Here is a 12937-nt window from a genome sequence, read left to right on the forward strand (position 1 = left end):
AGAGTATGTCCAGTCGGCGCAATTAATTGGGGAAAAGGGGAGTATGCACTGATTGACAAGGATAAATGTACAAAATGTAAAGCATGTACTGAGTCATGTCCAGCAGGCGCCATAGAATGATTGGATTAAATTATTATAGTAAAGAGAGATATTAATTAAAGAGGTAAAAAAGAGCTATCTTATCTTATGGTGCTCTACTGTATATAAAAAAATGCCTGTAAGGTAAGTATACCTAATATAAAATAGACCGGGAGGAGAAGCAATATGAAGAAATTGGTTAACATTAAGATTAACGAAAAAGATTATCAGGTACCTCAAGGTACAACTATTTTAAACGCTTGTAAACAAGCCAACATTTATATTCCTACCCTTTGTTATCTTGAAGGTATTTCCGAAGAAGGATCCTGTGCAATGTGTGTTGTCGAAGTGAAGAATGCAAAAACTCTTTTAAGATCTTGTGTTACCGGAGTAACAGAGGGCATGGAAATTTTTACCGATACACCTATTGTTGTTGAAGCAAGGCGAATGAATCTTGAACTTGCTCTTGCGCATCACCCTCTGGATTGTATGACATGTGATCGGGATGGAGATTGCACTTTGCAGGATCTGGCATATCAGTTTGGCATAAAGAAAAGTGAATTTCTTGACGAAAAAGAGGCTTTTGCAGTTTCGAAAGAAACTCCCTGGGATACAAACCCATTTATCCAGTTTGATCCACAGAAATGTATTTTGTGCGGAAGATGTGTAAACGCTTGTGAAAATCAAGCAATTGTTGAAGCAATTGATATTGCAATGAGGGGATATAGATCACAAGTTTCTACTCCGTTTGCTTTGCCTCTTGAAGAAACAACGTGCCAATTCTGTGGCGAATGTGTTCAAGCATGTCCTGTTGGTGCATTAATTGAAAAACCGCGAGTTGGCAAAGGTAAAATTTTTCATTTAACATCGACTGATACTATCTGTGCATATTGTGGTGTAGGCTGTAACTTACGATTATATAAAGACGAAGAGAACAACCTTATAATGTCAAGAGGTATTGAAAATCCCTTAGTGAATAATGGGAGAACTTGTGTAAAAGGCAGATTTGGCTCCGAGTATGCAAACAGTAAAGAACGATTAACTACTCCGTTAATCAGAGAAAATGGCAAACTCAGAGAAGCAAGTTGGGATGAGGCAATTCAATACACTGCCAAAAAATTAAAAGAGATTAAAGAAAAATATGGCTCAGATGCAATTGGAGTGCTTGGATCTTCCCGATGCACAAATGAGGATAATTATGTTGTGCAAAAATTTGCAAGAGCTGTAATTGGCACAAATAATGTTGATAATTGTGCACGTCTTTGCCATTCTTCTACTGTAACAGGGTTGGGCAAGGCATTAGGTGCAGGAGCTGCAACAAATTCGCTTGACGACATTAAAGATGCTGATGTAATGTTCGTCATTGGTTCCAATATGACGGAGACACATCCTGTAATTGCGCAAATGGTAAAAGAGCATCAGCGAAAGGATGGAGCAAAAATAATTGTCTGTGATCCGCGAAATATTGACATTGCAAAAGAAGCTAACCTTTTTTTGCAACATACACCAGGAACAGACGTTGCTCTCCTTAATGGCATAATGAATGTAATTATTCAAGAGAATCTTTTGGATAAAGATTTCATAAAAGCGCATACAGAAGGGTTTGAAGAATTTAAGAAGGTTGTTGAAAAATATGATCTTGATACGGTTTCGAAAATTACAGGCGTGGATAAAACCCTTATTAAGCAGGCTGCTGAGATGTATGGAAGTGCAAAAAATGCAACAATCTTCTATACGATGGGTATTACACAACATTCTACCGGTACTGATAATGTATTAAGTGTTGCAAATCTTGCATTAATTACTGGAAACTTAGGAAGGGACGGTACAGGGATTAATCCTTTGCGAGGTCAGGCAAATGTGCAGGGCGCTTGCGACCTTGGTGCATTACCTAATGTATATCCTGGATATCAGAAAGTGGTAGATTTTAAGGTGAAAGAGAAATTTGAAAAAGCCTGGAATGTGAAACTATCTGAAAATGTTGGAATTCCTGTTTCGGAATTTGGAGATAAAGCTCTTGAAGGGAAAATGAAAGCGGTATATATTATGGGAGAGAACCCTATGATGACGGAGCCCGATATTACACATGCAAAAGAAGGTTTTGAAAAATTAGAATTTCTTGCAGTACAGGATATCTTTCTTTCTGAAACAGCAGAAATTGCAGATGTTGTTTTTCCTGCTGCATCAGCATACGAAAAAAGCGGTACATTTACAAGCACTGAAAGGAGAGTACAACTACTCCGCCCTGCAAAAAAGAAACCGGAGAATACGAAATGTGATTGGGAGATTATTGGAGAGGTTGCTACAGCAATGGGCTATAATATGCAGTATAAGAACAGTGCAGAAATTGCAGACGAAATAACATTACTTACCCCATCGTATGCGGGCATTCATCACTATAGATTGGAAAAACAAGGTTTGCAGTGGCCTTGTATAGATGATGATCACCCTGGAACAAGATTTTTACATGGAGGTGGTCATTTTAAACGCGTAAATGGAAAAGGGCTTATATCGCCCGTTGAATACAAACCTGCAAAAGAATTGCCTGATGAAAAATATCCTTTAATTCTTACAACAGGAAGGATTCTATTCCATTACCATTCTGGCAATGAAACAAGAAGAGTAAAAGTGCTTGATGCATTTGTTCCGCGAAACTATGTAGAAGTTAATCCGATTGATGCTGAAAAACTAAATATTAAAGATGATGAAATGGTAAAAATTTCTACGCGGAGAGGAAGTATTAAAGTAAATGTGCGAATATCTGATAAACCTAAACAAGGTCTTGTGTTTGTATCATTCCATTTTAAAGAAGCGGCAGCAAATGTTTTAACTAATCCGGCATTGGATCCTGTTGCAAAGATTCCGGAATATAAAGTATGTGCTTGTAAAATCGAAAAAATATAAAATACAAGGAGGAAGAAGGTATGACAGAACTAAATTTCTTTTCACCAGCGCAGATTGCTGAAAAAATGAGTGCTGCTGGACAAAAAAAGGTTGTAACCCCTGCCGGGAAGTTTTTTACACTTGCTATTCTTGCGGGCGCTTTTATTGCTTTTGGTGCTGAACTCTCTATTATGATAGGGCATCAAACTGGTCTGGGTGTTGGAGTAACAAAGCTTCTTGCTGGTAGCGTATTTAGCGTAGGACTTATGCTTGTAATCATTGCAGGAAGTGAATTATTTACGGGAGACAATCTCATTGTGATTGCTGCTCTTGAAAGAAAGATTCGCTGGAGCCAGGTTTTAAATAGGTGGATGCTTGTTTATCTTGGTAATTTTGTTGGCTCTATTCTTCTCGCTGCTATTATGTTTGGCACGGGATTGTGGCTTACAAATGGAGGTCTTGTTGGTGCAACCGCTTTAAATATTGCAAATGCAAAAGTGAATCTTACATTTATGCAGGCATTAATGCGTGGTATTGGATGTAACTGGTTGGTCTGTCTTGCTGTCTGGATGGCGATTTCTGCAAAAGACATTGCTGGCAAGATCCTTGCAATTTATTTCCCCATTATGGCGTTTGTTGCTTCAGGGTTTGAACATAGTGTAGCAAATATGTTCTTTATTCCTTACGGATTATTCCTTAAGGGCTCACCCGCAGTTGTAGATGCTACAGGAAAGGCAGCATCAGCATTCAGCAACCTTACATGGGGAAATTTCGTTACGAAAAACCTGGTTCCTGTAACAATAGGCAATATCATTGGTGGAGCTCTCTTTGTAGGTATGTTGTACTGGTATATTTATCTTAAAAAAGAGGCGTAACACGATTGACAATCCAACCTGTCATTCTTATTGGAGGCAAGGGAAAAAGACTTGGAAAAGATAAAGTATTTCTTTCCTTTGAGAATACTTTGCTTTTAGAACGGACTTATCGTCTTTTTAAGGAATCATTTATAGAAGAACCTCTCTTCGTAGGAAGAGGGGTTCTTCCCTTCCCTTACAGAATTATTCCTGATAGTATCCCAGGAATTGGGCCTATCGGTGGATTGTTTACAGCTTTGGCATATACAAGCGAAGATTTTATTTTTCTTACTGCTTGCGATATGCCATTTATAAATAAAAATCTTCTTTCCTATATGAAAAATATGTTGAGCAAGAATGTAGATATTTATATTCCTTATTTTGACAACGGAATGATTGAACCGTTGTTTGCTTTTTATAATAAACGCTTAATGTCTCTTGTTAATGAGCAAATTAAAATTGGAGATTATAAACTTCGTTCTTTATTGAATACTGCTTCTGTACAATTTCTCAGCGAAAGCGAAATAGAAAGTATTGATCCTGAGTTTTTAACTTTTTTTAATGTGAATACTAAAAGTGATTTCGAGAAGGCACAGGAGTTGTTAGATGATAAAGTTCGTTAAAATTTTACGGTTGAATAATGGACGAAAGGAAGAACTGGACGACAAAATCGTAAAGGAAAAAAACATTAATTTGTATTTAAACGATAAACTTATCGAAAGAATTATTTATTCTCCTCCACTTGAGGAGGAATTAGTTTTTGGATACTTGTTTTCAAAAGGCTATATTAATAGAAAAAATGACTTGAAGAAGATTATTTTTAAGGAGAAAGATTACTATACTGATTGCCATACAGAAGTTGAAAAGATATCCAACAATCCTTTATTAGAAAAGCAATTCTCTATTAATTCCTCAAAATTGTTTGTGCTCATGAAGGAACTTCTTTCGAAAAGTATAGTTTTTAAACAAACCGGCGGAACTCATATTTCAGGTTTATCGGATGGACAAAAGCTTATTTCGTTTTTTGAAGATGTTTCTCGGCAGAGTACTATTTTTAAGTTGGCTGGCGATGCGATTTTGACTGACAAATTGTTTGATGCTAACATTTTATTTACGAGTGGAAGAATAAGCGAGACTGCAGTTCAATATGCAAAAAGGTTAGGCGTTATGTCTGTTGTTTCTCGTTCTGCGCCTACAGATTTTGCTATTGAAATGGCAAAAGATGCCAATATTATGCTTATCGGGTTTTTAAGAGGCAACAGGTTTAATATTTATTCAAATAGTAAAAACTTTCAACTTTTTTAATCTATCTTTTTTGTCAGCATTATAATAATTTTTTCATCTTTGTTTCCTGCTCTGGAATAAATCTTTCTAAATTAATTTATTTTAGTTTTTTAATCGTTTTTTAAGTCAATAGCTTTTCAAACTCACCATTCACAAAATCCTATATCCCAAATCCTGTATCCCGTATCTCTATATATTAGACACCTAACTTATAAAAAAGTTCCATACTTCTTAAAGATTTTTTAGAGTTATTTTTTGATAGAATTTCTTATTCTTTGTAAAATTCAACACTGCAACCGGTTATTTTACTAAATACAGATTGTATCTTTTAATATATCGTATATTTAAAAACTGAATTTCTTTTATTTCCTATCATCTATCTATCAAAAACCTTGCTTAAACACATATAACTCCAAATTTATTTTTATTTGAGGTTAATAGACGTAAACAATCTAAGATTTTTAAATATAAGGTAGTAATCTAACAAATTATTAGAAATTTTTACCATTCTTTCTATAATAGGCTATGAGCAAGGTTAAATCTATATTTATAATTTTTATCGGTATGGTCTCTGTGGGTCTTGCAGCTATTTTTATCCGGCTCTGCAATGCACCGCCACTTGTTATTGCAACTTATAGGATGGGACTTAGCGCAATTCTCATTGCTCCTCTGTTTTTTATTTTAGAAAGAGATAAGTTGAAATGTTTGGATTTTAAAAAGGATGTTTTGCCTTTTGTATTATTGGGGGGCCTTCTTGCTGCCCATTTTGTGCTATGGATAAGCTCGCTTTTCTATACTACTGTTCTTGCATCCACTGTGCTTGTTACAACAAATCCTATTTTTGTTGCTGGTTTCTCATTTTTTCTTTTCAAGGAGAGTACAAAAAAATGTACAATTATAGGGATCATAATAGCATTTGTAGGAGGATTGGTTATTGCTCTTTCAGCAAAAAATATAGGATTGAGCAATAATTACGGTAATTTTCTTGCACTTATGGGAGCAATTGCCGTATCTTTTTATTTAATCATTGGTAAAAAAGTGCGAAAGAAATTTAACCTTATTACGTATATCTTTTTTGTGTATAGTTTTGCCGCAATAATTCTTATTGTAAGCTCAATTTTAACCAGACAGAATCTTTTTTATTATTCTAAGGAAACTTACCTTTATTTCTTTCTTTTAGCATTTATTCCTCAGATTATTGGGCATACTGCATTTAATTGGGCATTAAAATATTTTTCTGCTCCCTTTGTTGCTATTACAATACTCGGAGAGCCTGTTTTTGCTACATTTTTTGCGTTGATTATTTTGCACGAAATGCCTATCTTTATAGAATTTATTGGGGGAGCTTTAATTCTTTTAGGTGTGTATCTCTCTGCTATGGCAGAGGTTTGGAATATTTCTTAAAAGAAAATTTTTGTTTCTGTGCTATAATTTAACAGGAGGTGTATTATGAAAACAATAGCAGTGTTTATTGAAGATAATTTTAATGAATTCGAGTTGATTTATCCTTATTATAGATTAAAAGAAGCTGGTTTTAATGCTGTGCTTGTAGGCACGGAGAAAAAGGCCTATCATTCCAAAATAGGGCTTGTTTTAGATGCTGAAATGCCAATTGATGATGTTCACCCAGAAAATTTCAGTGGTGTTGTTATTCCCGGTGGCTATGCACCTGACAGATTAAGGGGAAACTCAAAGATATTACAATTTGTGAAGAAAATGTTTGACGAAGAAAAGCTCGTTGCGGCAATTTGCCATGCTGGATGGGTTTTGATTTCTGCACATATTGTTAACGGCGTAACTTTGACAGGTGTCTCTGCAATAAAAGATGATTTAAAAAATGCAGGCGCTAAGTATGTTGACGAAGAGGTTGTTGTTGACGGGAATCTTATTACATCGAGAACTCCATCCGACCTACCTGCGTTTATGAGAGAGATTATAAAATTTTTAAATGCAGGATAGCTTATGCAAATATTATATGAGAAAGAAATAACAGGAGTAAAAATACAAATTGCTTGCGGAGATATTACAGAAGAGGAAGTTGATGCAATTGTAAATGCTGCCAATAGATATCTTTCTCATGGCGGCGGCGTTGCTGGAGCTATTGTAAGTAGAGGTGGACATGTTATACAAGAGGAAAGCGACAGTATTATTCAAAAGAAAGGACCACTTAAAGTAGGAGAAGCCGTTATTACAAGTGGCGGAAACCTTAAAGCAAAATACGTAATTCATACTGTCGGCCCTGTTTGGGGCGAAGGGAATGAAGATGACAAGCTCCGGAATGCGATTCTTTCTGTGTTAACAATTGCGACAAAATATAAATTAAAAAGTATAAGTATACTGGCTGTAAGCTGTGGAATATTTGGTTTTCCAAAGAAAAGAGGAACGCAACTTATATGCGAGACCATTAAGCAATATCTTGAAAACAATGGGACGACACTCAAAGAGATTCATCTTATAGGCATAGGAGAAGAGGTCCCAGAATTGTTTAAGGAGGCAATGGCAGATGGTTAATATTTATACGGATGGTGCATCGCGTGGTAACCCCGGAGAAAGTGCTTTTGCTTTTATCTTTACAGAGAAAGGCAAAGTGATTTTTCTTTCTGCGGAATATATAGGTAGTGCGACAAATAACATTGCAGAATACAGGGCAATTATTTCAGCATTGCGGGAGGCAAGGAACAGGAACATAAAAAAGGCGTCTTTGATATCGGACAGCGAGCTTGTCATTTCCCAGATTAACGGGGCATATAAAACAAAGGCCGCACATCTCAAAAAGTTAAATGAAGAAGTGAAAGAGCTGAGTGCCCAGTTTGTCAGTATAAAATTTGGCAATGCCCCGCGAACAGATAAATTTATTGGTATTGCGGATAAGCTTTGTAATACTATTTTAGACCTTGCGTAGAATTCTTCCCTGTTGTTACGTGATTTAGCATATTACAAATTATTTTTCGGTAGTATCAGATTCCTGGACTGATACTTTATAATACGTTACAGCAATTTTCCCGTATTTTTTTTCTTTAATTTTTTCTAAGGTGTTTTTTCCTACAATTTCTTGTGGAAGTTTTTCTCTTGTTCCGTGTTCCGCGATAACAATGGAATCATTCTTTAGCAGCGGAAAGTTTGAAAGCATTTCTACTACTTTTCCTGCCAGAAGAGATGGAAACGGCGGGTCAAGGAATATGATATTGAATTTTTCTGTTATTTTTTCCTCAATTTTTTGATAGTTTTTGAGTGCAGCAAGAACATCTCTCTTCATGATTGAAACATCGTTTTGAGCGGAAAGTAAATATACATTTTTTTTTAATGTTTGGATTGTTACTCCATTTTTATCGATAAATACAACAAATTTAGCTTCCTCGCTTAATGCTTCAAGACCTACGGCACCGGAACCAGCAAAAAGATCCAGGAAGAAACTATCCTTTACTACATCTCTTATTGTATCGAATATTGCCTCCCTTATTTTGTCGCTTGTAGGCCTGAGCGCTATATTCTTTGGCGGCGAAAAGAGAACTTTCCCTTTGAATTTTCCGGTTATTATTCTCATTAAGCTATACCTACCAGCTCTTCTCTCTCGCTAAATTTATTTTTAAGGAGCTTTATCAGTTCTTCTTTTTTTTCTTTTTCCCATTGAATTTTGTTTTCTACAGTGAGCTGTGCCTGCTCTCTTGCAATTTCTAGCAGCTTCATATCCTTTTCTCTTAGAAGCGAGGTAATTTTGAATTCAGGTAGGCCATGTTGTTTGAGCCCGAGCAGTTCTCCAGGCCCTCTTAATTTCAAATCTTCTTCTGAAACCTCAAAGCCGTTTGATGTTTTTTCTAAAACACGCAACCTGTTGAGAGCTTGTTCTTTATTGTTCTGTGTTATTAGAAAACAGTAAGATTGTACTTCGCCTCGTCCTACCCGGCCTCGTAATTGGTGTAGTGTCGCAAGCCCAAAATGATCAGCATCTTCTATAATCATTACTGTTGCGTCCGGGACGTCTACCCCTACCTCTATGACGGTAGTGGATACCAAAACAGATATTTCTCCTGATTTGAATGCGTTCATAATTTTATTTTTTTCAGCAGAGTTCAATCCGCCATGCAAAATGCCGATGTTAAAATCTTTTAAGTATGTTTGTTTTAATTTTTCTGCTTGTTCTTGTACGGATTGCAATTCACTTTTTTCAGATTCTTCTATCAAAGGGCAGACAATGTATCCCTTTTTCCCTGCTTTTAATTCCTCCACAAGTTTAGTGTATGCTCCGCTGCTGTTCTCTATCAGCACTTTTGTCAATACGGGCCTTCTTCCTTTTGGCATTTCTCTTATCTGTGATATGTCCAGGTCGCCGTAGATTGTAAGCGCAAGGGTTCTTGGAATCGGCGTTGCACTCATAACAAGCGTATGCGGAAATATTGCTTTGCTTTTTAGGTTGCTTCTTTGCAATACACCGAACCGGTGCTGTTCGTCCACAACTGATATTGCAAGGTTTTTGAATGCGACATCGTGCTGTATCAGGGCGTGTGTCCCTATTAATACATTTATCTTTCCTGTTTTTATGTTTTCCAGTATTTCCTTTCTTTCCTTTTTCTTTGTCCCGGAGGTAAGCAGTGCTATTTTTACACCTGCTTTGTTTAAAATCTTTTCTGCGACATTAAATGTTTGCTGGGTAAGCACTTCTGTCGGGGACATTATCGTTCCCTGATATCCATTTTTTACTGCAATGAGCAGTGCAAACAGCCCCACGACTGTTTTACCTGAACCTACGTCGCCGTGCAGGAGCCTGTTCATCGGCTTTCCGGAGGCAAAGTCTTTTATGATTTCATTCATCGTTTTGAGCTGTGCTTTTGTCAGGGCAAAGGGGAGGAGTTCCTGGAATGCTTCGATATCCCTGGGCGTTGCGTTTAATACTATACCTTTTGAGCCTTTGATTTCTTTTTTTCTCAGCCCTAATAGTATCTGCAGTTCAAATAATTCATCAAAGATTAGCCTTTCTTTTGATTTTTCCAGCGATTCAAAATTTTCAGGGAAATGTATGTTGTACAGAGCTTTATCCAGGGAAGTAAGGTTTAATTTATTGATTATTTGTTGGTCCAAGTAATCATAAATGAGAGGCGCGTATGTATCGACTGTCTTTTTTATCTTATTTCTCAATGTTTTTTGATAAATTCCTTCGGTTAAGGAATATACAGGGATTATACGCATTGAATGTGTTGTTTTCCTGTCGGATTGAACAATTTCATAATTGGGCGAAGGCATTTCCCACTTCCCATACATAAATTGCACTTTGCCTGACAGCATAACAACTGTTCCCTCTCTCAGTATATTTTTGAGGTAAGATTGATTGAACCAAACCGCAGTGATATAACCCGTGCCATCGGAGATAACAGCAGAAAAAATTTTTATTCTACTCATTCTTTCTGACGTTTTTATTATTTTACCTTTTATTAATGAAATTTCTCCTGATTTGAGGTAAGCAATTTTGTTGATATGCCGTAAATCAAGGTACCCTTTGGGGAAGTAGTACAGTAAATCTGTTATTTCCCGTATTCCAAGCTTTTTTAGAACTGAAGCAAGACGTGGGCCTATGCCTTTCATATATTGTACAGGAGTGTGTAATTCGGATATTGAGATAAATTGCTCCTGTTTAGGTTTTGATTTTGTTTCTTTTAAGAGAGAAAGGGCTCCGTGTATGATATTTTTTCTCTCTTCTTTGGATGCATCCTTATAACCGGTAAAGAGGGTTTTTATTTTTTCTTTTTTCGTGTTAGAGACGGATAGTGTGTTTACTTTATTCAGCATGAAACTATCCAGTCCTCCCATTACTGCATCATTGTTAAATCCTCTTTTGATTTCCAGAGTTAGTGGTCCTTCTATTACGGGATGGTTCATTCTATAATGATCTCTTTTGCAAAACTTTTTCCATTTAGGTGTCTTAATTTAAAGATTTCTGTGATTGTATCTGCTAAATCGGAAAATGAGCTTCTTAACCCAAGGTTGTAGTTTTTTTTAATTTTCTTTCCGTACGCTATGATGGGAACGAATTCTCTTGTGTGGTCTGTGTGTCCTTTAAACGTTGGATCACATCCATGATCTGCCGTAATAAACAGAACATCTGTTTCTTTCATATTGCTTAAAATATCAGGCAAGGCATTGTCAAAATCTTTTAGGCCTTTTCCATATGCGACATAGTTTCTTCTATGGCCCCAATGCGAATCAAATTCTACAAGATTTGTGTAGAGAAGCCCACTAAAATCCTTTTTTATAAACTCGATTGTTTTTGCAATTCCATCTGTATTATTGTCTGTATGGGTACTTTTGGTAAGGCCTATTCCTGCGAACAGATCATGTATTTTGCCTATTCCTACCACTTCTTTACCATTTTCTTTTAATAAATCCATTGCGGTTGTACCTGTTGGCTTTAATGAATAATCTTTTCTTTCCGATGTTCTTATAAATCCTTTTTCCGAGTCTCCTATAAATGGCCTTGCAATAACGCGTGCTACGGCATGGTCGTTAACAAGTATTTGTTTTCTTGCAATTTCGCACATTTTATACAGTTCCTCAAGTGGAATTACATCTTTGTGTGCGGCAATCTGGAAGACAGAATCAGCTGATGTGTAGACAATGGGGTACTTTGTTCTGACATGTTCTTTGTAGAATTCTTTTATAATCTCCGTACCTGATGCAGGTTTGTTACCTAAGATTCCTTCAATTCCCGTAAGTTTTTTGAATTTTTCTATTATCTCATCCGGAAAGCCGTTCGGGTATGTTGGAAAAGCTTCTTTTAGCATGACTCCCATCATTTCCCAGTGGCCGCTTATCGAGTCTTTTCCTTTTGATTGTTCCTTCATTTTGCCGTATGATGCAATATATTCTCCTTTTTCTCCTAGAAGAAGCCCCTTCATTCCAAGTTTTTCCATATTGGGAAGCTTTAATCCGGGGTTGTATTGCAAAGTGTGAAGAAGTGTATTGGCTCCCCAGTCACCATATTGATAAGCATCTTCTGCTTCACCTGCTCCTACGCTGTCTATAACAATAACAATTGTTCTTTTTATGTTCATTTTTTAATTCTCCTTCTTGTCAGATTATAATCTATAAGCGTGGTTCGTCAAGTAAACGAATTGCCTCTCGTTAAAAATCTATACGAAATAGTACCGCTGGTTCATTAAAATCCATATGAAAATTTTAAAAAGGAGGTGATAGAATAAAATTTTAAAGTATTTGAAAGAAATAAATCTTTCTATGGAGAAAGGTGTAATATTCCCCGAAGAGAGGGAATCCTTAAACGAACTTAAGGGAAAGTTAGCTTATTTTAAAGACGTAGAAAAGAAATGCAAAAAAGAATGTCTTTGCGAGGAGCGTAGCGACGAAGCAATCCCGATCTTAACAACTGGTTATTGTTTAAAGAAAAACTGCAGTGAATATGTTAATAGAAAAATAATGATAAAATTCTTTCAAAAAAGTGGGAAATTTTTGCCAGTTAGGTATCTATATATATGAGAGAAGAAATTTTTGCAAATTTTTCTAAAAAGGTATTGACAAAAGAGGGTATAAAATATAATAGATGCAGGAGCGAAATCTCCCTTGGGATTGGAGGTGATGAATTTATATAAAGGCAAAGCTCCGCTTTATTGTTCTGGGGGCGAGAAAGAAGAGAAACTGCAAGAAAAAGAGAGTAAAATAACAAGCCGCTTTGAAAAAAAGAAAAAATAAAGACATAAAATTTAAACAAGGGGGTGACATATGCAAAGAAGTAATATAACGCCAAAGAAAGTTTTTGTTTCATTATTTATTTTTTGCTTTATTCTTGCGTCTACTTTTTCAGACTTTGCAACTACCAATGAAGATAGTTTAAT

At 36.1% G+C, this 12937-nt stretch carries 13 protein-coding genes; 10 read left to right on the forward strand and 3 right to left on the reverse strand.

What is annotated here, in order from left to right:
• From U9Q18_01600 to U9Q18_01640, 9 genes are all read left to right on the forward strand, one after another.
• The coding region (locus U9Q18_01600; protein MEA3313051.1) for a 4Fe-4S binding protein at positions 1-120 on the forward strand (120 nt) is incomplete at its 5' end.
• Positions 121-264: 144 nt separating this feature from the next.
• Positions 265-2982, forward strand: a complete 2718-nt coding sequence (fdhF, locus tag U9Q18_01605; GenBank protein ID MEA3313052.1) for a formate dehydrogenase subunit alpha — start codon at positions 265-267, stop codon at positions 2980-2982.
• Between the two features lie 20 nt (positions 2983-3002).
• The gene (locus U9Q18_01610; protein MEA3313053.1) at positions 3003-3836 is read left to right on the forward strand and encodes a formate/nitrite transporter family protein; all 834 of its coding nucleotides are present in this window, start codon (positions 3003-3005) and stop codon (positions 3834-3836) included.
• Positions 3837-3841: 5 nt separating this feature from the next.
• Positions 3842-4438, forward strand: a complete 597-nt coding sequence (locus tag U9Q18_01615) for a molybdenum cofactor guanylyltransferase (protein MEA3313054.1) — start codon at positions 3842-3844, stop codon at positions 4436-4438.
• On the forward strand, positions 4422-5120 hold the full coding sequence (locus U9Q18_01620) for a formate dehydrogenase accessory sulfurtransferase FdhD (protein MEA3313055.1): 699 nt from the start codon (positions 4422-4424) through the stop codon (positions 5118-5120). Before U9Q18_01615 ends, U9Q18_01620 begins: the two co-directional genes overlap by 17 nt.
• 504 nt (positions 5121-5624) lie before the next feature.
• Positions 5625-6503, forward strand: coding sequence for a DMT family transporter (locus U9Q18_01625; protein MEA3313056.1), 879 nt, complete (start codon positions 5625-5627; stop codon positions 6501-6503).
• Between the two features lie 45 nt (positions 6504-6548).
• The gene (locus U9Q18_01630) at positions 6549-7058 is read left to right on the forward strand and encodes a type 1 glutamine amidotransferase domain-containing protein (GenBank protein ID MEA3313057.1); all 510 of its coding nucleotides are present in this window, start codon (positions 6549-6551) and stop codon (positions 7056-7058) included.
• A gap of 3 nt (positions 7059-7061) precedes the next feature.
• Positions 7062-7610 carry a macro domain-containing protein gene (locus U9Q18_01635; protein MEA3313058.1) on the forward strand — a complete coding sequence of 183 codons (549 nt, stop codon included), beginning with the start codon at positions 7062-7064 and terminating at the stop codon, positions 7608-7610.
• Complete coding sequence (locus U9Q18_01640) at positions 7603-8001, forward strand: ribonuclease HI family protein (protein ID MEA3313059.1); 399 nt, start codon at positions 7603-7605, stop codon at positions 7999-8001. Before U9Q18_01635 ends, U9Q18_01640 begins: the two co-directional genes overlap by 8 nt.
• Before the next feature lie 39 nt (positions 8002-8040).
• Here the strand turns inward: U9Q18_01640 and rsmD are convergent, their stop codons facing one another.
• The 3 genes from rsmD to U9Q18_01655 are packed head-to-tail and all read right to left on the reverse strand — an operon-like array spanning position 8041 to position 12142.
• Positions 8041-8643, reverse strand: a complete 603-nt coding sequence (gene rsmD / locus U9Q18_01645) for a 16S rRNA (guanine(966)-N(2))-methyltransferase RsmD (protein ID MEA3313060.1) — start codon at positions 8641-8643, stop codon at positions 8041-8043.
• Positions 8643-10970, reverse strand: a complete 2328-nt coding sequence (gene recG / locus U9Q18_01650; protein MEA3313061.1) for an ATP-dependent DNA helicase RecG — start codon at positions 10968-10970, stop codon at positions 8643-8645. The genes rsmD and recG overlap by 1 nt, the downstream gene beginning before the upstream one ends.
• On the reverse strand, positions 10967-12142 hold the full coding sequence (locus tag U9Q18_01655) for a phosphopentomutase (protein MEA3313062.1): 1176 nt from the start codon (positions 12140-12142) through the stop codon (positions 10967-10969). The genes recG and U9Q18_01655 overlap by 4 nt, the downstream gene beginning before the upstream one ends.
• A gap of 160 nt (positions 12143-12302) precedes the next feature.
• On the opposite strand from U9Q18_01655, the gene U9Q18_01660 reads away from it, so the two are divergent.
• Positions 12303-12581, forward strand: coding sequence for a hypothetical protein (locus U9Q18_01660; protein MEA3313063.1), 279 nt, complete (start codon positions 12303-12305; stop codon positions 12579-12581).
• The last annotated feature ends 356 nt before the right edge of the window (positions 12582-12937 follow it).

This window comes from Caldisericota bacterium (assembly GCA_034717215.1).
Lineage (GTDB): Bacteria > Caldisericota > Caldisericia > Caldisericales > Caldisericaceae > UBA646.